We start from the raw sequence: 24192 nt of genomic DNA on the forward strand, positions 1-24192 counted from the left end.
AAGTCAGTCCTTCTTGTCGGTAACCTCGGCGACGCGCTCGTGCAGTTTGCTCCGGATCTCCTCCGGTGTGTACGCCCGGCGCCGCCGCTCCGCACGAGCGATCACCACGCCCGTCGCCGCGACGCCCGCCAGGCCTGCCAGTCCCGCTACCTTCCACCAACGCATCAGCTGAGGATAGTCACGTGGTTGCCGAACTCAGCCTCGACGAGGCGATTGACCTGACGCGTACCGGCGATATCTGGATCTTCCGCGGCCGCTCCGGCCCGGACCGAGCCATCCAGACGCTGACCAACAGCCCGGTGAACCACGTGGGCATGTCGCTGGTGATCGAGGACATGCCACCCCTGATGTGGCACGCCGAGCTGGGCAAATCACTGCCGGACCTGTGGTCGGGCAGCTTCCAGCGCGGCGTGCAGCTGCACGACCTGCGCGACGCGGTGACCGTCTGGGCCCGCCGGTACGGCCAGCGCGGCTGGTTGCGCCAGCTCGAACCCGGTGTCACCCGCACGATGGAGGACAAGGCGCTCAAGACGGTGGCCCGGCTCGACGGCACGCCGTTCCCGTCCACCTCCCACCTGGCGTGGCGCTGGATCCGCGGCCGGGTGCCGCAGATCCGCCTGCCCTGGCAGGAGGGCGAGGTCAGCGAGGCCACCCTGGAGAAGGCGTACTGCGCCGAGGTGGTCGCCATCACCTACGAGGACATGGGTCTGCTGCCCGGCAACCGCAAGGCGAACTGGTACGACCCCGGCCGTTTCTGGAGCGGCGACGAACTGGAGCTCTGCGCCGGCTTCCAGCTGGGCGACGAGATCACGGTACGCGTACCGGAGGCCTGACGATCATGGGCGCGGGCCTGGTCGCGCGGGTGGCCGAGGTGGTCGCCCTGGACCGGCTGCGCGCCGACGCGGCCGCCGGCAACGGCTCGGTCGCGCTGCTGACCGGCGAGGCCGGCATCGGCAAGACGACCGTCGTCGAGGAGGCGGTGGCCCGCTCGTCGGCGGCCGGAACCACCGTGCTGACCGGCCGCGCCGACCCGGACGAGGGCGCACCCGCGTTCTGGCCCTGGTCGCGCCTGCTCGACTGCGACGTCCCCGGCCTGACCCCGGCCCTGCTGGACACCGGCGACACCGCCGAGGCGCCGGCCGCTGCCCGGTTCCGGGTCATGCAGGCCACCGTCCGGGCGCTGCGCACGGCCGCCGCTGGTTCCGCCGGCGGACTGCTGCTCGTCCTCGAGGATCTGCACTGGGCCGACCCCGGATCACTCACCCTCCTCGGCATGCTGGCCCGCGAGATCGCGGACAGCCCGCTGCTCGTGCTCGCGACCGCCCGCATGTTCCCGGCCGAGGTGCCCGGCGCGCGGGTCCTGGCCCTGGCGCCGTGGGACCAGGCGGCTGTCGCGGCCTACCTGACCCACGTGTCCGCCGCCCCGGTCCACTCCTCCTGGCCGCCGGTCATCCACCGTCTCGGGGGCGGCAACCCGCTCTACACCCGCGAACTGGCCCGCCTGCTCACCGTCGACGACCGCCTCCGCCGTGCCGCGGGCAGCGTCGAAATCCCCGACGGGCTCCTGCGCGTGGTGAGCCGGCGCTTCACCACGCTGCAACCCGCCACCCACGACCTGCTGGGCCTCGCCGCCGCCCTCGGCACCGACGTCGACCTGACCGTCCTGACCCGCCTGGCCACCGGCGAGACCCGACCCCGACCCACCGGCCCGTCCCGCACTGAGGTGCAGCCGACCGAGCTGTTGCTGACGGAGGCCATCGACGCTGGGCTGCTGGCCGAGGATCCGTGGGCGCCGGCGCGGCTGCGGTTCACGCACGAGCTCGTTCGGGAGGCCCGCTACGCCGAGCTGAGTCGCGCCGAGCGCATCGACGCGCACGCCCGGATCGCCGCGGCGCTCACCGAGGCCGGGGCGCGGGCCGACGAGATCGCGCGGCACCGGGTTCGGGCGGCGGTCGGTGACGAGTCGCGGCGGGCGGCTCGGGAGGCCTGCGAAGCGGCGGCGCGGGCGGCCGCGCGGGCATTGGATCACCGGGCCGCGGCGGCGTGGCTGGGGCAGGCCCTCGATCTCTTCCCGGCCGATCCGTGGTTGCGGCTGGCCCGGGCCGAGGCGGTCTGCCGCGACGGGCGTCTCGGCGTCGCGGTCGCGGACTGCAACGCGATCATGGAGGTGGCCGAGGCCGAGCGGCGGCCGGACCTGGCGGTCGCTGCGGCCCTGGTGGTACGCGGCTTCGGCGGCCAGGTCGCGCACACCCTGGTCCGGCTCTGCGAACGGGCGCTCGCCCTCGAACCGGATGTCACCGACGGGACCATGGCCCAACTGCTCGCGCATCACGCGTACCTCCTGGTGGAGATCGGTGCACACGCCCGCGCCGAACCGATCAGCCGGCGGGCGATGTCGCTCGCCGAAGGCAGCGGCGAGCCGGACGCGATGGCCGCGGCCGTGCACGCGCGGCACGAGGTGCTCGATCTGACGCTCGCGACCGAGGAGATCCTCGATCTGGCCCGGCGCAGCTGCGATCTGGCCGCGGCGGGTGGCCGGGTGGAGGCGGAACTCTGGGGACGGCTCTGGCGCCTCGACGCCCTTCTCACCCTCGGTGACATCACCGGCTTCGACGCGGAGACCGCGGCGCTGGCGGTCCTCGCGGAGCGTATCGGGTGGCCGGTCGCCCGCTGGCACGTGCTGCGCACCCGGGCGGCCCGGTTCCTGCTCGCCGGCCGGATCAGCGCGGCGGAGGAGACGTCCGCGGAGGCGTTCGCGCTGTCCGGGACGTTCGAGGACCAGCCGGCCCGGGAGCTGCACGCCGCGTTCCGCGCCGGCCTGGCGGTCTTCACCGGGTACCTCCCCGAGTGGCCGAGCGGGCTGGCCGCCGCACTGATCACTTTCGGTTCGGAGCCGATCGCGGTCGCTCAGATCGGGCGTCTGGCCCAGCTCGGTGACGATCGGGTCGTCGGCGCCGAGTGCGCACGCATCCTCCGCGACATGCTGCCCGGCCTGCCACCGGACAGCCGGCGCGGGTTCGTGCAGATCACCACCGGTGAGATCGCGGTCTGGCTGGGCGACGCCGATCTCGCCGAGGACGTCTACACCCGCTCGCTGCCGATGGCGGGGCGTTATCTCAACACGGTCACCGCCTGTCATGGCGCGGTGGATCGGTCACTCGGGGTCATGGCCGCGGCGTTCGGCGACCGGGACGCCGCCGAGCGTCATCTCACGACCGCGATCACGATGGAGGAGAGGCTGGGTGCGGCGCCTTTCGCGGCGAGCGCTTTTCTGGCGTACGCAAGAACGCTTGTGAAGACCGACCCGCGCCGAAGCCGGCAGCAAGCCGGGAAAGCCCTGCTCATCGCCCGCCGGCTCGGACTGAACGCGACAGCCTCGGCGGCGGCCGAGCTGACCCGCGACGACCTGACCGCCCGCGAGCGGGAGATCGTCACGCTGGCCGCGGAGGGGCTGGCCAACCGTGTCATCGCCGAGCGGCTGCACATCTCCGAGCGGACCGTGGAGACGCACGTCCGCAACGCCCTGGCCAAGCTCGGTGTCGCCAACCGCACTCAGCTGGCTGCGCACCTGCGTGCCGGAACTCAGTACCAGCACTGAGGCGCCCGCGGTCCGGCCGTCACAGGCTGTCCGCATGACAATCTTCGACATCCGTACCGGCACCTACCGCATCGACCCGGCCCGCTCGGCCTGCCGGTTCACCGCGACACACGTCTTCGGCCTGAAACCCGTCGCCGGAACGATGGACGTCATCGGCGGCACGGTCGCCGTCGCCGCCAACCCGGAACACTCGATCGCCTCCGCCGAACTCGACGCGGCCTCCTTCACCACCGACGACCCACGCCGCGACCGCGACATCCGCGGCCGCCGGTTCCTCGACGCCGCACACCACCCGGAGATCGGCTTCCGCAGCACCCGCGTCCGCCGCACCCCCGAGGGCTGGCAGATCACCGGCGTCCTCGGCGTCCGGGGCGGCTCCTGTGAGGTGGCCCTGGATCTGGTCACCGGCGAGGCGGTGGACGACGGTTACCGCTTCGTGGCGAGCTGTGTCGTGGACCGGGTGGCAGCCGGTGTCCCGGCCGGGCGCATGGTGGTCGGCCGCCTGGTCCACATCAACCTGGACCTCCACGCGGTCCCGGTCCGCTCCCCGGCCCACCACGCCGACCCGTCCTGGCCCGCCGAAGCCCACTGACGTTGCTGTCTGGGCAGCCCGGCCGGCGCTGGTCCACCTCACGTCGCCGGGGTTGGGTGCGCGCCAGCCGAGTGGGCTGGTTGGTTCAGCGGCCGGAGCGGCGGCCGCCTGCCCGGGCGGAGAAGGCAGCGGCGCCGCCTCCGGTCGAGGTGGTCCGCTGCTGGGAACCCGTGCGGTGCGCCGCCGGACCGGCGCCCCGTGCCTGGCCGGCGGCTCGCGCCTGGCCGGCGCCACGTGCCGCCTGGGCGCCTCGCTGTGACTGCGCGCCTCGCTGTGCCTTCCCTGCATCGCGTGTCGCGCCGGCGTCCCGGGCCGCGCCGGCGTCACGGGCCTGGGAGGTGCCTCGGCTCCGGGCGGGAGCTGTGTCCGGCGCGGTGGAGGACGTCACGGCCGCTGCGGAACCCGCCGCGCCACGGCCCCGGCCGCCACGCCGCCGTGCCGGACGAGACTTCCCGGCCGCCGCGTCACCGGCGGCTGGACGAGACCTTCCGGCCGGTGTGTTCTCGCTCACCGAGTCCGGGTCGGAGGACGTGCGGGAAGCGGGCACCGACACCGACGAGGCGCGGGACGACGATGCGCGGGACGAGGAGCGGGCGGGTGCCGCGGCGGTCGGGGCGACGAAGGTGCGCTCGCCCGGAGCCAGTTCCGAAAGCAGGGCGTCCCCGGGGCGCACGCGGCGGGTCGACGGGCGGATTCCGGCTTTGCGCGCGAGGTCGCGTACATCTGCTTGCTGTTCGTCTGTCATCAGTGTGATGACAGTGCCTCGGGCGCCGGCTCGCGCTGTCCGCCCCGACCGGTGCAGATAGGCCTTGTGCTCGACGGGCGGGTCCGCGTGCACCACCAGGGCCACGTCGTCCACATGGATGCCGCGGGCCGCGATGTCCGTCGCCACCAGGGTCGGCGCCGAACCGTCCGAGAAGGCCGACAGGTTGCGGTTGCGGGCGTTCTGCGCCAGGTTGCCGTGCAGCTCGACGGCCGGCACCCCGGCCGCGATGAGCTGGCGGGTCAGAACCTTGGCCCGCCGCTTGGTACGCGTGAACACCACCGACCGCCCCGGCGCCGCGAGCAGGTCGACGAGGACGCCGAAGCGGTCGTCGTTCTGTACGTGCAGGACGTGATGGTCCATCTCGATCGGCGCCTGGGCGGCCGAGTCGACGTGGTGGGTGACCGGGTTGCGCATGAACCGCTGCACCAGCACGTCGACGCCGTTGTCCAGGGTGGCCGAGAAGAGCAGGCGCTGGCCGCCGGACGGTGTCTGTCCCATGAGGCGCCGGACCACCGGCAGGAAGCCCAGGTCGGCCATGTGGTCGGCCTCGTCGAGCACGGTGATCTCGACGGCGTCCAGCGTGGCGTGCCCGTTGCGGATGTGGTCGTCGAGCCGGCCGGGGCAGGCCACCAGCACGTCGACGCCCGCCTTGAGTGCCTTGATCTGCGGTGTCGCGCCGACGCCGCCGAAGACCACGAGGGTACGCAGCCCGGCCGCCTCGGCGAGCGGGCGCAGGGTGGCCTCGATCTGGGTGGCGAGTTCGCGGGTGGGCGCCAGGATCAGCGCGCGGGGACGGCCGGGCCGGGCCGGTGTCCGGCGTGCGGACAGGCGGGCGACGACCGGCAGCACGAACGCGTACGTCTTGCCGGACCCGGTGCGTCCACGACCCAGGACGTCGCGGCCGGAGAGTGTGTCGGGCAGCGTGGCGGCCTGGATCGGGAACGGAGTGGTGATTCCGAGCCGGGTGAGTGCCGTGGTGAGAACGGCGGGCACGCCGAGCTCGGTGAAGGTGGTCATAAAGGTGGGGACTCCCAAAAGCCGATGTCAGGCGCTTCGATCATTGTAACCGCTGGTGTCCGCCGGCCCTCCGCAACCTTTTCGCACCCGAAGGCGAACCGGTTCGCACTCAGCGCGCCCGATCTTTTTCCTCAGCGCCGGGCACCCCCAACCCGGCAGGGAACTGAGGAGAGCCCTGATGACCGGTGAAGTACCCGTCACGGAGCGTCGTCGTGAGGACATCGTGCGAGCGAACATGCCGCTCGTAGGCCATCTGGTGCGGGAGATGCTCGCCCGGGTTCCGGCCCACGTGAACCGCGACGACCTGCTCTCCGCCGGATACGCCGCTCTCGTGGCGGCCGCCCGAGGGTTCGACCCGGAACGTGGTGTCCCGTTCCCCCGGTTCGCCGCGGCCCGGGTCCGTGGAGCACTGCTGGACGAGTTGCGCGGGCTCGACTGGGCCAGCCGTTCGGTACGCCAGCGTGCCCGCCGCACCGACTCGGCCCGTGAGGAGCTGACCCGCGAGCTGGGCCGTACCCCCACGGTCCCGGAGGTCGCCGAGCGTCTCGGCTGCACGGTCGAGGACATCGAGCACGCCGAGGACGACGTGCACCGCGCGACCGTCTTCAGCCTGCAGGGCTTCGCGACCGCGACCGCCGACGACATCGTCACCGAGCCGGGCGCCGGCCCGGAGGAGATGCTGATCCGCCGGGAGCGCCTCGGTTACCTGCGGCACGCCGTCGAGTCCCTGCCGGAACGGTTGCGGGTGGTGGTGCAGAGCTACTTCTTCGACGAGCGCCCGATGGCCCAGATCGCCGCGGAGCTGGGTGTCAGCGAGTCCCGGGTGTCGCAGCTGCGTGCCGAGGCGCTGGTGCTGCTGCGGGACGGGCTCAACACGCACCTCGACCCGGCCCTCGCCGCCGAGAACCCGCCCAAGGAGGGCTGTGTGGCCCGCCGGCGGTCGGCGTACTACGACCGGATCGCCAGCCGCGGCACCCTGCGCACCCGGCTCGCGCTGACCGGGCTGGACGGCATCCCGGTCGCCGCATAGAACGTCCGCGCAGGAATGTGGCCCGCCGCGATGCGCGGCGGGCCACACATAATCTCAGGCGTTCGCGCAGGTCCCGGCTTTCTTCTGCGCGGCGATGGCCTTGTCCGCCCCGAGCTTGTAGAGCGCCAGGCCCTCCTTGGCCGGCTCCAGCTTCCAGGCGTCACCCTCGTAGACCATCGTGTACGACTGCGCCGCGACCAGCTGCTTCGCGATCACGATGGCCTTGTCGGTGCCCTCCATGCGCGCGCTGGTCAGCTGGATCGCCAGCCCCTTGCGGGAGCAGGCCGTGTTCAGCTTGATGTAGTCGTCCTTGCTGATGGCCTGCTTGCCGGCCGAGGTGTACATCTCCCACGCGCCGGCGAAGTCCCCACCGCTGAACCGGTCGAACATGGTCTGCGCGGCGGTCTTCGCGCCGTCGAGGGTCTTCTGCTCCGGACCGCCCGCGGCAGCGGCGGCGGCGTTGCCGGCCGGCTCCTCGGCGTCGTCGGAGCAGGCAGCGGTGAACGTGATCGTGGCAGCCCCGATGAGGGCCAATGCGAACAGGCGGGAAGACGGGTGGTTGGTGTCCATGTCCCGGTTAATCCCGTCCGTGGGCCGGGCGTAACGGGCCCGGCGTGTCGAGACGGATTCCGGACAGTCGCACCGCGGGCCGTAACCCTGGCGGCCTCGGCTATTCTGGTCGTTTGCAAATGCTGTGCCGCAAACACAAAAAGGCAACCATGAAATGGTTGCCAGCGCCGGAATGATAGCACGAAAAGGGGCGACTTTGTCAAGCTCGAACGCCGATATCGATTCCGAGCAGGCGTACTTGACCGCGCTCTACCAGCGTTTGGATCAATTGCGTGAGCAGGCCGACACCCGGCTGCGCGCGATCCTGCTGGAGGCCGGCGGCACTCCGCAGGGCCGGGCCCAGCGCGAGGCCACCCGCAGCCACTACGCCGAACAGCTGGCGCAGTTCAATTCCGTCGAGAACGGGCTCTGCTTCGGGCGGCTGGATTTCGCCTCGAGTGAGCCACGTTACATCGGGCGTCTCGGTCTGTTCGACCGCGACCGCGACCCGCTTCTGGTCGACTGGCGCGCGCCGGCCGCCCGCCCGTTCTATCTGGCCACCGCGGTCAACCCGCACGGGGTGACCCGCCGCCGCCATCTGCGGACCCGCGGCCGGTTGCTGACCGGTGTCGACGACGAGGTGCTCGACCTGGACGCCCGCGACGGGCGCGGGCGCGAGGACGTGACCGGCGAGGCGGCGCTTCTCTCCGCGCTCACCGCGAACCGGACCGGCCGGATGCGCGACATCGTCGAGACCATCCAGGCGGAGCAGGACGACGTGATCCGTTCCGGACTCGCGGGTGCGCTCGTGGTCCAGGGCGGGCCGGGCACCGGCAAGACCGCCGTGGCACTGCACCGCGCCGCCTACCTGCTCTACACGTACCGTGAACAGCTCACCCGCAGCGGCGTGCTGATTCTCGGGCCGAACACCACGTTCCTGCGCTACATCTCCCAGGTGCTGCCGTCGCTGGCCGAGACCGGCGTGCTGCTGGCCACCCTCGGTGACATGTTCCCCGGCGTCCGCGCCCGGGCCGTCGAGTCGCCGGCGACGTCGGCGCTCAAGGGCCGCCTGCACATGCTCGACGTGCTCGAGAACGCGGTGGCCGACCGGCAGACCGTTCCGGACGACTTCGTCGAGGTCGACCACGACGGTTACCCGTTGCGGATCGAGCGAGCGGTGCTGGAGGACGCCCGCTCCGCCGCCCGCCGGTCCGGGCGCCCGCACAACGTGGCCCGGCAGATCTTCGTGACCGAGGCGATCCACGCGCTGTCGCTGCAGATCGCCGAGCGGATCGGCGCCGACCCGCTGGGCGGGGAGAACCTGCTCTCCGAGGCGGATCTCGCCGAGACCCGGCGGGAACTGCGCGAGGACATCGACGTGCAGCAGGCACTCTTCGAGTTCTGGCCGGTGCTGACGCCGCGCCAGGTGCTGCGCGATCTGCTGACCGACGAGGACCGGCTGGAGTCGGCCGGGCTGACGGCGCCGGAGCGGACGCTGCTGCTGCGGGACTCCTCGGCCGGCTGGGCGCCCGCCGACGTGCCGCTTCTGGACGAGCTGGCCGATCTGCTCGGGGTGGACGACACGCTCAAGGTGCGTGAGCAGAGCCGGCAGCGAAAGGCCGCGATCGAGTACGCGGAGGGCGTGCTGGAGATCGTCGAGGGCTCCCGGTCGCTGGACTTCGAGGACGTCGAGGAGGAGATCCTGTCGGCGATCGACGTCGTCGACGCGAGTGCCTTTGTGGAGCGTCACGAGGTGATCGACACGCGTACCGCCGCGGAGCGCGCCGCCGCCGACCGGACCTGGGTCTTCGGTCACGTGATCGTCGACGAGGCGCAGGAACTGTCCCCGATGGCCTGGCGCCTGCTGATGCGCCGCTGTCCCAGCCGGTCGATCACCGCGGTGGGCGACGTCGCGCAGACGTCCGAACTGGCCGGCAGCACCACCTGGGACCAGGTCTTCGAGCCCTACGTGGCGCAGCGCTGGCGGTTGGTCGAGCTGAGCGTGAACTACCGCACGCCGGCCGAGGTGATGGCGGTCGCGGCCGACGTGCTGGCCGCGGTCGATCCCGCGCTGCGACCTCCGCGGTCGGTCCGGTCGGCCGGCGTGACGCCGTGGGCGCGCCGGGTGCCGCCGGGCGCTCTTTCCGAAGAGCTCATTTCAGATGTACGGAAGGAAGCCGCCATCATCGAGGAGGGCCGCCTGGGCATCATCGTCCCGGAGGCGCTGGAGGCCACTCTCGGTGCCGACCTGGTGGCGGCCGTGCCCGGCGCGGCCGTCGGCGAGCAGCCCGACCTGCTCAACCACGTGGTGCTGATGACCGTTCGCCAGGCCAAGGGTCTGGAGTTCGACTCGGTCCTGGTGGTCGCGCCCGAGGAGATCGTCACCGAGAGCCCGCGCGGTCTCTCCGACCTGTATGTGGCGATCACCCGGGCAACCCGCCGCCTCGGCATCCTGCACACCGCGGACCTCCCGAAGGTGCTCAGCTCGCTGGCTTGACCGGGGGATAACTCCCTTAATTCCGGCATATCGGAAGCTATGGTGGCGGCATGGGTAAGTTCACGGTGTCGACGGCCAGCGCGGACGACATGAAGCTGATCGCGGACTGGGCGGCGAACGAGGGATGGCACCCGGGCGACGGCGACGAGGGCGTCTTCTTTGCCACCGACCCCTCCGGCTTCCTGGTCGGCCGGCTCGACGAGCACCCGATCAGCGCGATCGCGGCGATCCGGTACGGGTCCGGCCTGGGCTGGATCGGGCTCTACCTCACCGTGCCCGAGTACCGGGGGCACGGGTACGGCATGCGTACCTGGCAGGCCGGCATGGAACGGCTGGCGGGCCGGGTCGTCGGGCTCGAGGGTGTGGTCTCCCAGCAGGACAACTACCGGAAGTCGGGCTTCCGGGACGCCTGGACCACGACTCGCTTCGAGGGGGTGCTGGCGGGCGCGGAGGCGGCGCGCGGCATCGAGGTGGTGGAGGCGGGCGAGGTGCCGTTCGGCGAGCTGGCCGAGTACGACCGGCGGTTCTTCCCGTCCGCGCGCGACACGTTCCTCGCGCTGTGGATCACCGAGCCGGGCCGGCACGGCGTGGCGGCGATCCGGGACGACCGGGTCGTCGGCTTCGCGGTACGCCGCCCGGCCGCTGACGCCGACCGGATCGGCCCGCTCTTCGCCGACGGTGTCGACGTGGCCGAGTCGCTGCTGGCCGCGCTCAGCACCGACTACGACATGCCGGTCCTGATCGACGTGCCGGGCACCAACCCGGAGGCGGCCGAACTGGTCCAGCGGCTGGGCCTCAAGCCGTCCTTCGACACCGCCCGCATGTACACCGGCCCCACTCCCTCAACCGACCTCCCAGGAACGTTCGCGATCACCACCCTGGAACTCGGCTAACCCGCCAACCCGCGTGTGGATTTGCGCCCCGCTCCACGCCTCAACTTCACACGCAACGTGTTGAAGCTTGGTGTGTGGAGTTCGGCCCTCCTGCGCACCTCAACTTCACACGCGGGGTGTTGGAGCTTGGTGTGTGGAGTTCGGCCCTCCTGCGCGCCTCAACTTCACATGCGGGGTGTTGGGGCTTGGTGTGTGGAGTTCGGCCCTCCTGCGCGCCTCAACTTCACACGCGGGTTCGTGCAGTTTGGGCGTACGCAAGGAAAGAGCTCGGCGTCCGAAAACGCCGAGCCCTCTCACGCAGGTCTGGTCACGCGGCCGGGGTGGGTTCCTTGCTGAGGCCGCGGCCGATCGCGGTGTGGCCGTGCGCGTTCGTCATCGCGAGCCGGCTGTGCATGGTGGTGTTGCTGGCGATGCTGGCGTAGTAGGTCGCGCGCCGCCGGGCCGTGATGCTGTCCGGGTTCTCCGGCACCGGGGCCAGATCCGGGTTGAGGTGCGTGTTCAGGCCGTCCTTGAGCAGCGACAGAGCCTCCGCGCGCAGCTGGCTGACCCGGCTCTCGGTGACGCCGAGGTCGGCGGCGATGTCGGCCATCGGGCGCTCGTTCAGGAAGTACTCGGTCACCACTGTCTGCAGGCGCTCCGGCAGCGAGCCGATCGCGTGGTGCAGGTACCCGATCTGCTCGCGGCGCAGCAGCATCTCCTCCGGGCCGGGCGTGGGCTCGGTGACCAGGTCGTCGGCGCTGCTGGTGGTGAAGCCCTGCAGCGAGAGCACGGTGGCGCGCTGCACGTCGGTGTCGGTCTGGTGCAGCTCGTTCGTGGTGGTGCCGAGTGCCTGGGCCAGCTCCTCCGGCGTGGGGGTACGGCCCAGCGTGGTGGTGAGCTGCTGGCGGGTGACGTCGGTGTTGCGTGCCTTGGACCGCACCGAGCGGGTCGCCCAGTCCAGCGCGCGCAGCTCGTCGAGGAGCGCGCCGCGGATCCGGGTGCCGGCGAAGCGGTGGAACGGCACGCCGCGCGCCGGGTCCCAGCCGCGGACGGCGGTGACCAGGGCGTGCAGGCCGGCGCTGGTCAGGTCGTCGCGGTGGATGTGGTTGGGGATGCGGCTGAGCATGTCCCGCACGAGGTGGCCCACGAGCGGCATGTGTGTACGGATCATCTCCTCCTGCTCGGCGGCGGAGAGCACCGGCGTGGCGGTGTCGGCGATGGCGTCGGCAGCGGTCGTCACGGTGCTGGTCATGTCGTTTCCCCCGGTCTCGTCGGCGCCCTGTGGCTGGTGGGCGTCGGCTGGCAGGGGAAACTCTCCGGCGCGGAGGGTGCACGTTCCGGTCACGCACAGTTGCGTGCCAGTTGCTCTCGCACCCGCTTCCCGGCGTTGGTGATCCATCGGCGCGCGGCGGGGCTGGTTGAGGGTTCCGGTCCGGTCGTGCAGGGTGTGCCGCATGGATCTCACGGACACCGGTGGACTCGTCGCGCTGCTCTCCGGGCTGCTGATCGCGACCGGGGTGGTCGGCGTGATGCTGCCGATGCTGCCCGGCCTGCTGCTCACCTGGTCGGGCGTGCTGCTCTGGGCGCTGCTCGGCGACGGGAGCGCGGGGGTCCGCTACACGGTGCTCGCGGCGGCGACGGTGATCGCGGGCGCCGGAATGGTGATCAAGTTCCTGTGGCCGGGCAAGAAGCTGCGCAACAGTGGAGTGCCCACCTCGGCGCTGATGGCGGGTGGGGTGCTGGGGCTCATCGGGTTCTTCGCGATCCCGGTGATCGGGCTGGTACTCGGGTTCCTGCTCGGGGTGTGGCTGGTCGAGCTGAACCGGCTGGGTTCGGAGCGGGCGTGGCCGTCGACGCGGGCGGCGCTGGGCGCTGTCGGGTTGTCACTGATGGTCGAGTTCGCGGCGGCGCTGGGCATCGCGGTCGTGTGGGTGTTCGGCCTGATCGTCGCCTGAGCGAGGTTGCGTGTGGAGTTCGGGTGCGGAGCGGGGCCGAACTCCACACGCGGGGTGCGGGGTGAGGTTGCGTGTGGAGTTCGGGTGCAGAGTGGGGCTGAACTCCACACGCGGGGCGCGGGCCGGGTGCGGGGTGAGGTGCGTGTGAAGTTCGGGTGCGGAGCGGGGCTGAACTCCACACGCGATTAGCGGGCGCGTGACGGGCTGCGTGGCATCTCGCGGGAGAGCCTCCGCCTGCGGCGCTGAGTGAGCAGCAGGAGGAGTGGCGCCGCCGTCAGCACCACCGCAACCGAGATCGCCGCCGCCACCGACAGGCCGCGCGGCGCTCCCGGACGGGTGTTGCCCGCCTTCTCGCCCGGCGCCGGTGCTGCCGCCTCGCCGGCGTCCGTGGTGGCCTGCGCCGCCGCCACCTCCTCCGGCGTCACCAGGTTGCCGACCGAGGTGCCCTTCGGCAGCGAGAAGCCCCAGTCCAGAAGCTTGGCGCCCTGCTCCCAGCCGCGCAGCGGGCGGGCCTCGGCCCCGAGCACCGTGACCACCAGCCGGCGCCCGCCGCGCTCCGCCCCGCCGACGTAGCTGTGCCGCGCCAGCTGGGTGAATCCGGTCTTGCCGCCGAGCGCGCCCGGGTAGTTGTAGATCAGCTTGTTCTCGTTCTGGAACTGGAACCCGCCGACCTTGCGGCTCGCCGTCTTCTGGGCCGGCATCTGCGCCGTCCTCGTCAGCGCGTACTTGCGGAAGTCGGCGTTGTTGAGGCACACCCGCCCGATCAGCGCCAGGTCGTACGCGCTCGTGAACTGTCCCTTGCCGTCGAGGCCGGACGGGGTGACCGCGTGTGTCTGGTTGGCGCCGAGGGAGGCGGCCAGCGCGTTCATCGCGGCGACCGTGTTGGCCACGCCGTCCTTGCCGCCACCGCCGGCCACCCGGGCCAGCGCGTTGGCGGCGTCGTTGCCGGAGTTGAGCAGCAGGCCCAGCCAAAGGGTGGAGATCGGGTACTTGCCGCCGACGATCAGGCCGACCGCCGAGCTGCCGGGCTCGATGTCGAGGTCGCCGCGGGTGACGGTGACGACCTGCTTTGGGTCGAGCTGATCAATAGCGGTCGCCGCCAGGAGCGTCTTCTGCACGCTGGCCGGGGTCTGGTAGCCGTGCGGGTCGCAGGCGCCGAGGACCTCACCGGTGTCCAGGTCGGCGACCAGCCAGGTGCTGGCGGTGATCGCCGGAGGTTTCGGGCTGCCCTCGGGAACGACCAGGCCGTGCGTGGCGAGGGCGTCGCCACCGACCGCCAGGTCCGCCGGGTCGTCCGCGGGGACGGCCGGGCGGGGTGGTCGGCTGGGCGCCGCGACCTTCGGTTTCGGGCAGGGGATGTCCGCTGCCGCGGCAGGTGCGGGGATGAGGAACAGCGGTGTGGCCAGCAGGCCGGCGATGAGCGCCGCGAGGGGTCGGCGGATCGAGGTCACGGCCAGTGGGCTCCCGCGTCCAGTCGGCGCTCGAGCAGGTGCCCGAGCGGAATCGGTTCACCGTCACCGCCGCCCGCGCCCACGATCATCCGGGGCATGCTGGGGGAGAGGTCCGCCCCGGCGAACCGGGCGCGCAGCGATGACGGGACTGTCAGGATGTAGTACTCACCGGTCTCGCCGACGGCGACGGAACGGTCTGACTTCAGGTACCACCCGCGGACGTTGGTCCTGTAGGTGGCGCGGCTGTCGAGGGCACGAGCGGTCAGGGTGTGCGGCTGGAGGCCGCGCTCACCGGCCCGGCGCACGAAGTCGTCGAGCAGCGCGGCGGCCTGGCGTGCCTCGGCGGCACGATCGGCCTCCAGCGCGGCGGCCCGGCTGGCCGCCGCCCGCTGCTGCTGCTCGCGCCAGGCGGCCCGCTCGTCCTGCATGGCGCCGACCCTAACGTGAACCCCGGCCCCTCGGCCAACCGGGCTTTGCCGGATTCCGGTGCTAATACGGCCGCCCTATTGTGATAACGAACGGGTTCGCCGAGCGGAAAGAAATTGCGCGGATCGCGGCGGGGAGTTGCGCGGCACACGGGTGGCGAGCGAGACTGAGCGCGGTTGATTAATTTCTCTCGGGAGTCGTTATGGCGCGGCAGGTAATCACTACCCTGATCGACGATCTGGACGGCAAGAAGGCGGATCGGACCGTTGAGTTCAGTCTCGACGGCGTCAGCTACACGATCGACCTTTCCGAGGCGAATGCCGGAAAGCTGCGCAAGGCCTTGGATCCGTACATCAACGCCGGCACTCGCTTGGGCCGCAGCGCCGCGGGGCGTATCGCGTCGCGGGGCGCCGCACCGGCCCGGACCGCGGGTTCCCGCGACGAGAACCGGTTGATCCGCGAGTGGGCGATCCGCAACGGGCACAAAATCTCCGAGCGGGGGCGTATTCCGCAGGAGGTCAGCAGCGCCTACCGGCAGGCGCACGGTCGCTGAAACAGCACAGGTCGCTGAAACAGTGCGTTGTGGCTGTGCCGGTGCCGCGCCGCCGGCACAGCCCTCGGGCTACTGCGACCAGTTGACAACTGTGTGTGATATTTAAAGTCCGAATTGGACTAAACAGAGCGGAAAAAGGAAAGCTCCGCGGCCACCGCTTCGAGGACCTTCTCGTCCCCGGTGTACCAACTCGACGGCCTCGGCCAGTGCGTGATGACGTCGGTGAAACCGAGTTCCGCGGCCCGCCCGACCGCGTCGCGGAACGCATCCACGCTGGTCATCGAGTACACCGGTGACGTGTCCAGATTGAGGTAGCGCTCCACCGAGTCGAGCGGCCGCCCGGCGGCGCTCAGCGCGTCGTCGAAACGGTCCCGCGCCGAAGCGACCGAATTCCACCACTCCTGCTCGGTTTCCACGTTGTGGTCGCCGGTCGTGACCCATCCGTCGCCGTACTTCGCGGCGAGCCGCATGGCCCGCGGACCGTTGGCGGCCATCACGAACGGCGGCCGTGGCTGCTGGACCGGCCCCGGGATGCTGCGGGCGTCCACCGCCGAATACCAGTTACCGGACCAGGTGGTGGCCGGCGTACGCAGAATCGTGTCGAACAACTCGACGAACTCCGCGAACCGGTCCACCCGCTGTCGTGGCGTCAGCTCCGGCTCGCCCAGCACCGCCGAGTCGAAGCCGGTCCCGCCGGCGCCGAGCCCGAGGATGAGCCGCCCGCCGGAGATGTCGTCCAGCGCGATCGTCTCCCGGGCGAACCGCACCGGGTGCCGGAAGTTCGGCGAGGCGACGTAGGTGCCCAGCCGGATGCGCGAGGTCACCGTGGCGGCGGCGGTCAGCGTCGGCACCGCGTCGAACCACGGCCCGTCCACCAGATCACGCCAGCCGAGGTGGTCGTACGTCCACGCGTGGTCGAAGCCGTACTCCTCGGCGAGCCGCCACCGCCGGCTCGACTCGGACCAGCGCTGGTCGGGGAGGATCACGATGCCGATACGCACTCGGGCAGCGTATCGGGGCCCTCAGGCCGTACGCAGGCCGGACTCGGGGAACTCGGTGGCCGCCGCCTCGAACGCCTGCAGCGCGTGCACGAGTTCCTGCCGCGCCTCCGGTGTCATTCGCTCCAGCACCTCGGCGAGCGCGACCCGGCGCCGCTCCTGCAGGTCCGCGAGGAGCCGCCGGGACGCCGAAGTGAGCAGCAGGCGCACCTCGCGGCGGTCCCGGGGGTCGGCGACGCGGCGCAGCAGCCCGGTCGCCTCCAGCCGGTCGCACAGCCGGCTGGCCGAGGAGGGCACCACGTCGAGGGCCTCGGCGAGGCGGCTCATGTTGGTGTGCCGGTTACCGGCCACGATCGTGAGCACCCGCAATTGGGCGGGTGGGATCGCAGGCGTGTGCGCGAGGCGGGCCCGGTCCAGGACAGCGACCAGCGCCTCCACCGACGACTCGACCGTCGCGGCGTCCTCGGTCGCACGCTCCATGCCGTTCCCCGCTTTTTGAGTCGCGGACATATGAGCCTGTACCCCTACCCGTAAATCAGCGCCGCCAGTCCAGGCAGACCGTAACCGCGTCATCTTCCGGCTCGGCGCCGGCGTGGTAGTCGCGCAGGCTACGCATCACGGTACCCACCGCCTCGGTCGCCGGCTGCAACCGTGTCCGGCGAAGTGCGCTGAGCAGGGCGAATTCGCCGAATGCGGCACGTTTGCCAGGTATCGCTCCGTGCACGCCGTCGCTGACCACCAGCATCCGGTCGCCGGGCTCCAGCGTGAACCGCTGAATCTCGTAGCGGGCCTCGGCGAACATGCCGAGCGGCAGCTGCTGCTCCAGCTCGACCGCGGTGACCTCGCCGCCGCGGGCGATCATGCAGCGCGGTGATCCGGCGTCGACGGCCGAGACACCGCCGCCGATCAGGTCGATCTCCAGGAGCAGGGTGGCGACGTGTGCGGCACCGCCGTGCCGGCCGTGCACCGCGTCGGAGGCGAGTTCGGCCTGCTCGACGATGTCCGCGCCGCAGCGGCGGGCGTTGCGCATCGCGTTCACGGTCAGCGAGGTGAGCAGGGCCGCACCCATGCCGTCGCCGGATCCGTTGAGCACCGTGACGGTCAGCCGGTCGTCGTCGAGGGACCAGTCGAAGTGGTCGCCGCGGACGTCGTACGCCGGTTCCAGCTGCCCGGCCACCAGGAAGCGCTCGTCGCCGAGGGATCGGCCGGGCAGCAGGTCCCACTGCAGCTCAGCGGCCATGGTGAGCCGGGAGCGGCGCTGGGCCCGACGGTACCGGTCGGTGTTGTCGCCGGCCGCGCGGATTGCGATGGCCAACTCGTCGGCGTTCGCGGCGAGTTGCTCGGTGAGCTCCGGCTCGGGCCGGTGCGGCAGGTCCAGGCGCAGCACGCCGACCCGCTCGCCCCAGCAGTTGAGCGGCAGGTGCAGCCGGGTCTCGCCGGTGGCGGTGGCCTGGGTGTCCGGCCGCTGGCTGCCGAAGCAGCGCAGCACGGCGGGCTCGGTGGCGGTGGCCTCGTCGCCGAGCAGCGGGCGGACCGCGGAGAGCGTCAGGTCGGGTATGAAGATCTCAACCCGGTCGGCACCGTAGTGCCGGCGCAGGTGATCGGCCGCCACCTCGGGGAGCCGGTCGGGTGGCACGGCTCTCAGTAGGGCGCCGAGAGGCGCCGGGCGGTCGGACACAGCAACTCCTTTCCGATGGCGAGTACGATGGCGAGTATTTGTTATACGGCAAACACTTTTGGCCGGACAGACCCCCATGGGGGTCCGTCCGGCTCGGGGTTGAACCTCAGGCGAACGACTTCTCGAAGTGGATCAGACTTCCCATACGCGGGCTCGACTGCATGCGTACGTTTTCACCGAGCGCCTTGATCAGGAACAGGCCACGCCCTCGCTCGCTGTCCGGAGCGGGTGACGTGCCGTCGTCCGCACCCGGATCGAATCCTCTGCCCTCGTCGACCACGTCGATCGAGCAGTGGTCTTCGCCGACGTCGAGGCGGACCTCGAACTTCTCCGTACCTCCGGCGTGCTTGACCACGTTGGCGCAGGCTTCGGTGAGCGCGATCTCCAGATCGGTGCCGGCCTGTCGATCCACTCGCAGGATCGACAGAGCGCAACGCAACAGTCGGCGCACGGCTGGGACGCTGTCCACCTCGCGGGGAAGGTTGAGCCGGACCGACATGCGCATGGCCGTTTCTGTGCCCGATCAGCGCTCCGGCTAATCGTGAGGGGAGACGCACTCCCCGATTCGTGTTATCCATGGTCCCCGCAGCCGTCTCCCTTACCGGCGCGGATGCGCGGGTCAGAGAGGTGGCACAGATGACGAGACAACCGGACACCGCGACGGTGCTGGCCGCCCGGGCCGGGGACCCGGCCGCGGTCGACCGTCTGATCGCCGGTTATCTCCCACTCGTCTACACGATCGTCGGGCGGGCGCTGGAGGGGCACGCGGACGTCGACGACGTCGTGCAGGAGGTCATGATCCGGGTGCTGCGCAGCCTCGGTGAGCTCCGCGACCCGGAGGCCTTCCGCTCCTGGCTCGTGGCGATCACGGTGCGGCAGGTGCGTGAGCGCTTCCGCACCCGGCAGAGTGCCCCGGACGCCCTGCTCGACGAGGACCTGCGCGACCCGGGCGCCGACTTCACCGATCTGGCGATCACCCGCCTCGAGCTCTCCGGCCAGCGCCGGGAGACAGCCGAGGCCACCCGCTGGCTCGACGAGGAGTACCGCGAGCTGCTCTCGCTCTGGTGGCTGGAGGCCTCCGGCGAGCTGACCCGGGACGAGATCGCCGACGCCGTGGGGGTGAACCGCCAGCACGCCGCGGTCCGGGTCCAGCGGATGAAGGCGCAGCTGGAGACGGCTCGGGCGGTGGTCCGGGTGCTGAACCGCGCGCCCCGCTGCCCCGACCTCATGGTCCTCACCCAGAACTGGGACGGCCGGCCGGGTTCGCTGTGGCGCAAGCGCATCGCCCGGCACACCCGTGAATGCCGCCTCTGCGCCCCGGCCTGGGACAACCTGGTTGCCGCGGAACGCTTGCTGGCCGGCATGGCCCTGGTGCCGCTTCCGTCCGGCCTCGGCTCCGCCTTCGGCCACACCCTTTCTGGTACGGCTACGAGCGCGGCGAAGTCCGTCGGAGCGAAGATCGGCGCCACCATGGCCAACAAGGTGCTGGCCGGTGTCCTCGCGGTCGGCGCTGTCGGCGGTGGCACGGCGGCGGTCCTGGCCACCCAGGAGGACCCGGCGGTGCCGATCTCCCCGGCGGCCGTCGCCACCCTGGTGCCCTCGGCCCCCGCCCCCACGACCCCGTCGCCGTCCCCGTCGGTCACGCCGTCGAAGTCCCCGTCCGCCAAGCCGAGCGCCCCGGCACCGCCGCCGCCCGCCGAGAAGTCGGCGAAGAAGGGCGCCGCGGTCTGGAAGTTCGCCGGTTCCAAGGGCGCGCTCAAGGACGTCGGCGCCTCCTGGTACTACTCCTGGTCGCCCAACGACAACGAGGTGCCCGGCCCGGCCGGCGTCGAGTTCGTCCCGATGATCTGGGGCGCTCAGAACGTCACCGACGCCACCCTGAAGGAGGCGAAGGCCGAGGGCGACGGTGTGCTGCTCGGCTTCAACGAGCCGGACCTCGCCGAGCAGTCGAACATGTCCGTGGAGGCCGCCCTCGACGCCTGGCCCAGGCTGGAGGCGACCGGCATGAAGCTGGTCAGCCCGGCGGTGGCGTTCGGCGGTGACACGCCCGGTGGCTGGCTGGACCGCTTCATGACGGGCGCGTCCGACCGGGGCCTGCGGGTCGACGCGATCGCCCTGCACTGGTACGGCTCCGACTTCAGCGCCGCCTCGGTCAACCAGTTCCTCGGTTACGTCGACGCCGTGCACAAGCGCTACGACAAGCCGATCTGGGTCACCGAGTTCGGCCTGATCAACTTCGGCGGCTCCCCGAAGTACGCGAGCGACGCGCAGAAGGTCCGCTTCATCAAGGGCACCACCGCGGGCCTGGAGAAGCGCTCGTTCGTCCAGCGGTACGCCTACTTCGGTCTTCCGGCCGTCGGCGACAGTGTGGATTTCGGCCTCTACAGGAACGCGACGACTCCCACCGAGGCGGGGAAGGCGTACCGGGCAGCGGGATAGTCTTCGAACATGATTCGGTTCGGGTACAAGGCGTCGGCGGAGCAGTTCGCGCCGGCGGAACTGCTCAGGTACGGCATCCTCGCCGAAGAGCTGGGCTTCGACTCGGTCTTCGTCAGCGATCACCTGCAACCGTGGCGGCACGACGGCGGGCACGCTCCGGCAGCACTCCCGTGGCTCGGCGCGCTCGCCGCGCGTACCCAAAATGTTTTGATCGGAACAAGCGTGCTCACGCCGACGTTCCGCTACCACCCCGCCGTGGTCGCGCAGGCGTTCGCCACGCTCGGATGCCTTGCACCGGGCCGCGCCATCCTCGGCGTCGGATCCGGCGAGTCTCTCAACGAGGTTCTGCTGGGCACCCAGTGGCCGGACGGCAAGGAGCGGTTCGCCCGTCTCAAGGAGGCGGTGCTGCTGATCCAGAAGCTGTGGGCCGAGGACCGGGTCAGCTACGAGGGCCAGTTCTACCGGACCGAGAACGCCACCATCTACGACAAGCCGGCGACGCCCGTCCCGATCTACATCGGCGCCTCCGGCCCGGCCGCCACCCGTCTGGCCGGCCGGATCGCCGACGGCTTCATCACCACCAGCGGCAAGGGCCACGGGCTCTACACCGACACGCTGCTGCCGGCGGTCACCGAGGGCGCCGAGAAGGCCGGTCGCAAGATCGACGACCTGGACCTGCTGATCGAGGTGAAGGTCTCGTTCGACGACGACCTGGACCGGGCGCGCAACGACACCCACTACTGGGGCGCGCTGGCCCTCTCGCCGGAGGAGAAGACCGGCGTCGAGGACCCCGTCGAGATGCAGCGCCTCGCCGACGCCCTGCCGGTCGAGCGGACCGCCACCCGGTGGATCGTCTCCTCCGACCCGGAGGAGCACGCCGCCAAGGTCGCCGAATACCTGGACATGGGCTTCAAGCACCTGGTGTTCCACGCGCCCGGCCCGGACCAGGAGCGGTTCCTGCGGCTGTACTCGACGGAGATCCTGCCCCGCCTGCGGGGCCGCTGAGGAGTCAGACGGACCGGAGGTGCCCCCGGGTGCCCCCGGTCCCGCTGCCCTCGCCGTTGATCACGCGCAGGTTGGGCCGGCCCTGGACCCGGCGCCGCGCGGTGCCGGGCTCCCGATCCGGGTTGCTGTCCGGTTTGTCCCGCCACCGGCGGCGGTTGAACAGCTCGGCGTCGGTGGGCTGGACCGTCCCGGCGAACCGGGTCATGGCCGGCAGCGGACCGGCGGCCCGAGGCGGGTTCGGTGCCGGCCAGGCACGGGTGGGGCTGCCCAGCCAGCGGTCGTTCACGTGCGGCTTGTTGACGATGCTCTCCGGCGTGGTCCCACCGGTCATGATCACGATGCTCTCCGGCTCGGTCCCGGCGTCGCGGCGGTTCTTGCGCTCGGCGAACAGAGCCCGCAGCGCCGGGAGCAGGGGAGCACCGGCCCGCCCGACCCGCGGATAGGCGGAGGTGGGCAGTTCCGCCACGTGCAGCCCGGCCAGGCCGGTCCGCACGGTCAGCAGCGGCTCGATCTCGCGCCCGTCGCCGTGGACCGGTTCGGTGCCGGCCACCCGCGGCAGGCCCAGCCGGTCGGCGCTGTCGCGCCAGAACGCCCGGTACCCGAAACCCGGGTCGGTGGGCCGGCAGCCGAAGAGCACGTTCACGAACCAGAGCACGATCAGGTCGGCCCACCGCGCGAACGAGCCCGAACGGGTCCCGGCCAGGTAGCGCGAGCCCTGGACCACGTCGGCGTCGCCGTCGCGCAGCGCCGCCACGAACCGCGTCACGTCGGCCGGGTCGCACGAGCCGTCGGCGGCCAGCGTGACCACCACGTCGCCGGTGGCGGCGGCGACACCGCAGGCCATCGCGTTGCCGACACCGGTGCGGGTCTGGCGGATCACCCGAGCGGCCCGCGGCAGCGCGACCGAGGTCTCCTCGCCCTGCTCGACGACCACGATCACCTCGTGCGCCGGCGGCAGGGCGCCGAGCAGCAGCGGCAGCGCGGCGGTGGTTCCGGCGGGAATCACCACGCTCACGGAGGGTGACATCGGACGGCTTCCAGCCGCAGCGCGTCGATTCAGCGGGACTGACATCTGGAAAGGCTCCCGTGCTCGGCGTCGGTGCACGGACGAAGCTACCGGGCGGCAACCGGGCGGCAACCGGCCGAAGGGTTGATGGTGATCATCCCGGCGGGCCGAAGTGTTGGCGTTGGTCACTGTGCGTACAAGGTGCCGTCGGCGCGGGTAAGGTGATCGATGTGAAAATCGGACTCCATATCTCGAACTTCACCTGGCCTCAGGGCGCACCCCAGCTCGGTCCCACTCTCGGCGCGATCGCCACCGCCGCCGACGAGGCCGGATTCGACCGGATCAGCGTGATGGACCACGTGTGGCAGATCGGCGTGAACGGGCCGCCCGAGCTCGACATGCTGGAGGCGTACACGGCACTCGGTTTCCTGGCCGCGCACACCCGCCGCGCCAGGCTGCTGACCCTGGTCACCGGCGTGACGTACCGGGATCCCGGCCTGCTCGCCAAGGCGGTCACCACGCTGGACGTGCTTTCCGGCGGCCGGGCCATCCTCGGCATCGGCGCCGCCTGGAACGCCGAGGAGTCGGCCGGGCTGGGCCTGCTGTTCCCGCCCACGGCCGAGCGGTTCGAGCGTCTGGAGGAGGCGCTGCGGATCTGCCGGCAGATGTTCGACGGCGACGAGACCGCGTTCGCCGGCAGGCACTACCGGCTGGACCGGCTGCTCAACTCGCCGCTGCCGCTGAGCCGTCCCCGCGTGCCGATCCTGGTCGGCGGCGGCGGGGAGAAGAAGACACTGCTGCTGGTCGCGAAGTACGCGGACGCCTGCAATTTGTTCCCGACCCCGGAGCTGCAGCACAAGCTCGACGTGCTCAAGCGGCACTGCGACACGGTCGGCCGGGACTACGACGAGATCGAGAAGACGATCCTCTACCGGTTCACCGACGACGTCGCCCAGGTCGTCGAGGACGCGCGGCGGTTCGCCGCGATGGGCGTCTCGGTCCTGCACGGCGGCGTGCGTGAGCCGTGGGACACCAAGCGGTTCGAGCTGTTCCGCGACGAGATCGTCCCCGCCCTGGAGGACCTGTGAGCGGGATCAAGGCGGTCGTCTTCGACCTCGACGGCGTCATCATCGACACCGAGGAGGTCTGGGAGGAGGTCCGGCGCGGCTACGTGGCCGAGTTCGGGCGCGAGTTCCTGCCGGACAGCCAGGACCGGATGATGGGCATGAGCACCGGCGAGTGGTCGGCGCACCTCGCCGACGAGGTGGGCGTGCCGCGAACCGCCGAGCAGGTGGCGGCCGACGTGCTGGGCCGGATGGCCGGTCGCTATCGCGAGGCGCTCCCGCTGATCCCCGGTTCGGTCGAGGTCGTACGCGCTCTCGGCGCCCACTACCGGCTGGCCCTCGCCAGTTCGTCGGCCCGGGTCCTGATCGACCAGGTGCTGGAGACCGCCGGACTGACCGGCGCGTTCGAGGTGACGCTCTCCACCGAGGAGGTTCCGCGTGGCAAGCCGGCGCCGGACGTCTACCTCACCGCAGTCGCCAAGCTCGGCCTCGCACCGGCCGACTGCGCGGCGATCGAGGACTCCAGCAACGGCCTGCGCTCGGCAGCCGCGGCCGGCCTCACGGTGATCGCGGTGCCGCACGGCGTCTACCCGGCGGCGCCGGACGCGCTGGCCGGCGCCAGCCTCGTCGTCGGCGGCATCCGTGAGGTGACTCCCGAGGCGGTCGCCGCGCTGGTGTGAACGTTCTTCGATACGG

23 protein-coding genes are annotated in these 24192 nt (G+C 71.4%); 12 read left to right on the top strand and 11 right to left on the bottom strand.

Annotation, left to right across the window (positions count from 1 at the left end; all coding sequences use genetic code 11):
- Positions 1-3 precede the first annotated feature (3 nt).
- Positions 4-165 carry a hypothetical protein gene (locus AB0M02_RS19095; RefSeq protein ID WP_364228423.1) on the bottom strand — a complete coding sequence of 54 codons (162 nt, stop codon included), beginning with the start codon at positions 163-165 and terminating at the stop codon, positions 4-6.
- Positions 166-182: 17 nt separating this feature from the next.
- Between AB0M02_RS19095 and AB0M02_RS19100 the strand changes: the two genes are divergently transcribed.
- Genes AB0M02_RS19100 through AB0M02_RS19110 form a run of 3 tightly spaced genes read left to right on the top strand, consistent with a single transcriptional unit; the run spans position 183 to position 4190 of the window.
- Entirely contained in the window at positions 183-833 is a 651-nt protein-coding gene (locus AB0M02_RS19100; protein ID WP_364228425.1) for a hypothetical protein, read from the top strand.
- A 5-nt stretch (positions 834-838) separates the two neighbouring features.
- On the top strand, positions 839-3598 hold the full coding sequence (locus tag AB0M02_RS19105; protein ID WP_364228427.1) for an AAA family ATPase: 2760 nt from the start codon (positions 839-841) through the stop codon (positions 3596-3598).
- A gap of 34 nt (positions 3599-3632) precedes the next feature.
- Complete coding sequence (locus AB0M02_RS19110) at positions 3633-4190, top strand: YceI family protein (RefSeq protein WP_364228429.1); 558 nt, start codon at positions 3633-3635, stop codon at positions 4188-4190.
- 85 nt (positions 4191-4275) lie between these two features.
- On the opposite strand, the gene AB0M02_RS19115 is transcribed toward AB0M02_RS19110, so the two are convergent.
- Positions 4276-5973, bottom strand: coding sequence for a DEAD/DEAH box helicase (locus AB0M02_RS19115; RefSeq protein ID WP_364228431.1), 1698 nt, complete (start codon positions 5971-5973; stop codon positions 4276-4278).
- 178 nt (positions 5974-6151) lie between these two features.
- Here AB0M02_RS19115 and AB0M02_RS19120 point away from each other — a divergent pair, with 178 nt between their 5' ends.
- The gene (locus AB0M02_RS19120; protein WP_364228433.1) at positions 6152-7003 is read left to right on the top strand and encodes a sigma-70 family RNA polymerase sigma factor; all 852 of its coding nucleotides are present in this window, start codon (positions 6152-6154) and stop codon (positions 7001-7003) included.
- 54 nt (positions 7004-7057) lie between these two features.
- Here the strand turns inward: AB0M02_RS19120 and AB0M02_RS19125 are convergent, their stop codons facing one another.
- Positions 7058-7573 carry a hypothetical protein gene (locus AB0M02_RS19125; protein WP_364228435.1) on the bottom strand — a complete coding sequence of 172 codons (516 nt, stop codon included), beginning with the start codon at positions 7571-7573 and terminating at the stop codon, positions 7058-7060.
- A 172-nt stretch (positions 7574-7745) separates the two neighbouring features.
- On the opposite strand from AB0M02_RS19125, the gene AB0M02_RS19130 reads away from it, so the two are divergent.
- Positions 7746-10049, top strand: a complete 2304-nt coding sequence (locus AB0M02_RS19130) for an ATP-binding domain-containing protein (RefSeq protein ID WP_364228436.1) — start codon at positions 7746-7748, stop codon at positions 10047-10049.
- A 50-nt stretch (positions 10050-10099) separates the two neighbouring features.
- Entirely contained in the window at positions 10100-10942 is an 843-nt protein-coding gene (locus AB0M02_RS19135) for a GNAT family N-acetyltransferase (RefSeq protein WP_364228438.1), read from the top strand.
- A 307-nt stretch (positions 10943-11249) separates the two neighbouring features.
- Here the strand turns inward: AB0M02_RS19135 and AB0M02_RS19140 are convergent, their stop codons facing one another.
- Positions 11250-12173 (bottom strand): sigma-70 family RNA polymerase sigma factor, encoded by a 924-nt coding sequence (locus tag AB0M02_RS19140; protein WP_364228440.1) that lies wholly within the window; start codon positions 12171-12173, stop codon positions 11250-11252.
- Positions 12174-12375: 202 nt separating this feature from the next.
- Between AB0M02_RS19140 and AB0M02_RS19145 the strand changes: the two genes are divergently transcribed.
- Entirely contained in the window at positions 12376-12876 is a 501-nt protein-coding gene (locus AB0M02_RS19145; RefSeq protein ID WP_364228441.1) for a DUF456 domain-containing protein, read from the top strand.
- Positions 12877-13061: 185 nt separating this feature from the next.
- Here AB0M02_RS19145 and AB0M02_RS19150 read toward each other — a convergent pair whose 3' ends face one another.
- A complete protein-coding gene (locus tag AB0M02_RS19150) occupies positions 13062-14318 on the bottom strand; it encodes a D-alanyl-D-alanine carboxypeptidase (protein WP_364228939.1) in 1257 nt (418 codons plus the stop codon).
- A gap of 5 nt (positions 14319-14323) precedes the next feature.
- Positions 14324-14755 (bottom strand): hypothetical protein, encoded by a 432-nt coding sequence (locus AB0M02_RS19155; protein WP_364228442.1) that lies wholly within the window; start codon positions 14753-14755, stop codon positions 14324-14326.
- Positions 14756-14955: 200 nt separating this feature from the next.
- Here AB0M02_RS19155 and AB0M02_RS19160 point away from each other — a divergent pair, with 200 nt between their 5' ends.
- Positions 14956-15306 (top strand): Lsr2 family protein, encoded by a 351-nt coding sequence (locus AB0M02_RS19160; protein WP_364228444.1) that lies wholly within the window; start codon positions 14956-14958, stop codon positions 15304-15306.
- A gap of 119 nt (positions 15307-15425) precedes the next feature.
- On the opposite strand, the gene AB0M02_RS19165 is transcribed toward AB0M02_RS19160, so the two are convergent.
- From AB0M02_RS19165 to AB0M02_RS19180, 4 genes are all read right to left on the bottom strand, one after another.
- On the bottom strand, positions 15426-16307 hold the full coding sequence (locus AB0M02_RS19165) for an LLM class flavin-dependent oxidoreductase (RefSeq protein ID WP_364228446.1): 882 nt from the start codon (positions 16305-16307) through the stop codon (positions 15426-15428).
- 21 nt (positions 16308-16328) lie between these two features.
- Positions 16329-16784 (bottom strand): MarR family transcriptional regulator, encoded by a 456-nt coding sequence (locus AB0M02_RS19170; protein ID WP_364228448.1) that lies wholly within the window; start codon positions 16782-16784, stop codon positions 16329-16331.
- A gap of 55 nt (positions 16785-16839) precedes the next feature.
- Positions 16840-17982: a PP2C family protein-serine/threonine phosphatase gene (locus tag AB0M02_RS19175; protein ID WP_364228449.1), complete on the bottom strand. Its 1143-nt coding sequence runs from the start codon at positions 17980-17982 to the stop codon at positions 16840-16842.
- A gap of 106 nt (positions 17983-18088) precedes the next feature.
- Positions 18089-18487: an ATP-binding protein gene (locus tag AB0M02_RS19180; RefSeq protein ID WP_364228451.1), complete on the bottom strand. Its 399-nt coding sequence runs from the start codon at positions 18485-18487 to the stop codon at positions 18089-18091.
- 131 nt (positions 18488-18618) lie between these two features.
- On the opposite strand from AB0M02_RS19180, the gene AB0M02_RS19185 reads away from it, so the two are divergent.
- Both AB0M02_RS19185 and fgd read left to right on the top strand, forming a co-directional pair.
- Positions 18619-20421, top strand: a complete 1803-nt coding sequence (locus AB0M02_RS19185) for a sigma-70 family RNA polymerase sigma factor (protein ID WP_364228453.1) — start codon at positions 18619-18621, stop codon at positions 20419-20421.
- 9 nt (positions 20422-20430) lie between these two features.
- Positions 20431-21426, top strand: a complete 996-nt coding sequence (gene fgd, locus AB0M02_RS19190; RefSeq protein ID WP_364228455.1) for a glucose-6-phosphate dehydrogenase (coenzyme-F420) — start codon at positions 20431-20433, stop codon at positions 21424-21426.
- Between the two features lie 4 nt (positions 21427-21430).
- On the opposite strand, the gene AB0M02_RS19195 is transcribed toward fgd, so the two are convergent.
- Positions 21431-22453, bottom strand: a complete 1023-nt coding sequence (locus tag AB0M02_RS19195) for a glycosyltransferase family 2 protein (protein ID WP_364228457.1) — start codon at positions 22451-22453, stop codon at positions 21431-21433.
- A gap of 209 nt (positions 22454-22662) precedes the next feature.
- On the opposite strand from AB0M02_RS19195, the gene AB0M02_RS19200 reads away from it, so the two are divergent.
- Positions 22663-23520, top strand: a complete 858-nt coding sequence (locus tag AB0M02_RS19200) for an LLM class F420-dependent oxidoreductase (protein ID WP_364228458.1) — start codon at positions 22663-22665, stop codon at positions 23518-23520.
- A complete protein-coding gene (locus AB0M02_RS19205) occupies positions 23517-24176 on the top strand; it encodes an HAD family phosphatase (protein WP_364228460.1) in 660 nt (219 codons plus the stop codon). The genes AB0M02_RS19200 and AB0M02_RS19205 overlap by 4 nt, the downstream gene beginning before the upstream one ends.
- Positions 24177-24192: the final 16 nt, after the last annotated feature.

Source organism: Actinoplanes sp. NPDC051861, from assembly GCF_040681145.1.
Taxonomy (GTDB): Bacteria; Actinomycetota; Actinomycetes; order Mycobacteriales; family Micromonosporaceae; genus Actinoplanes.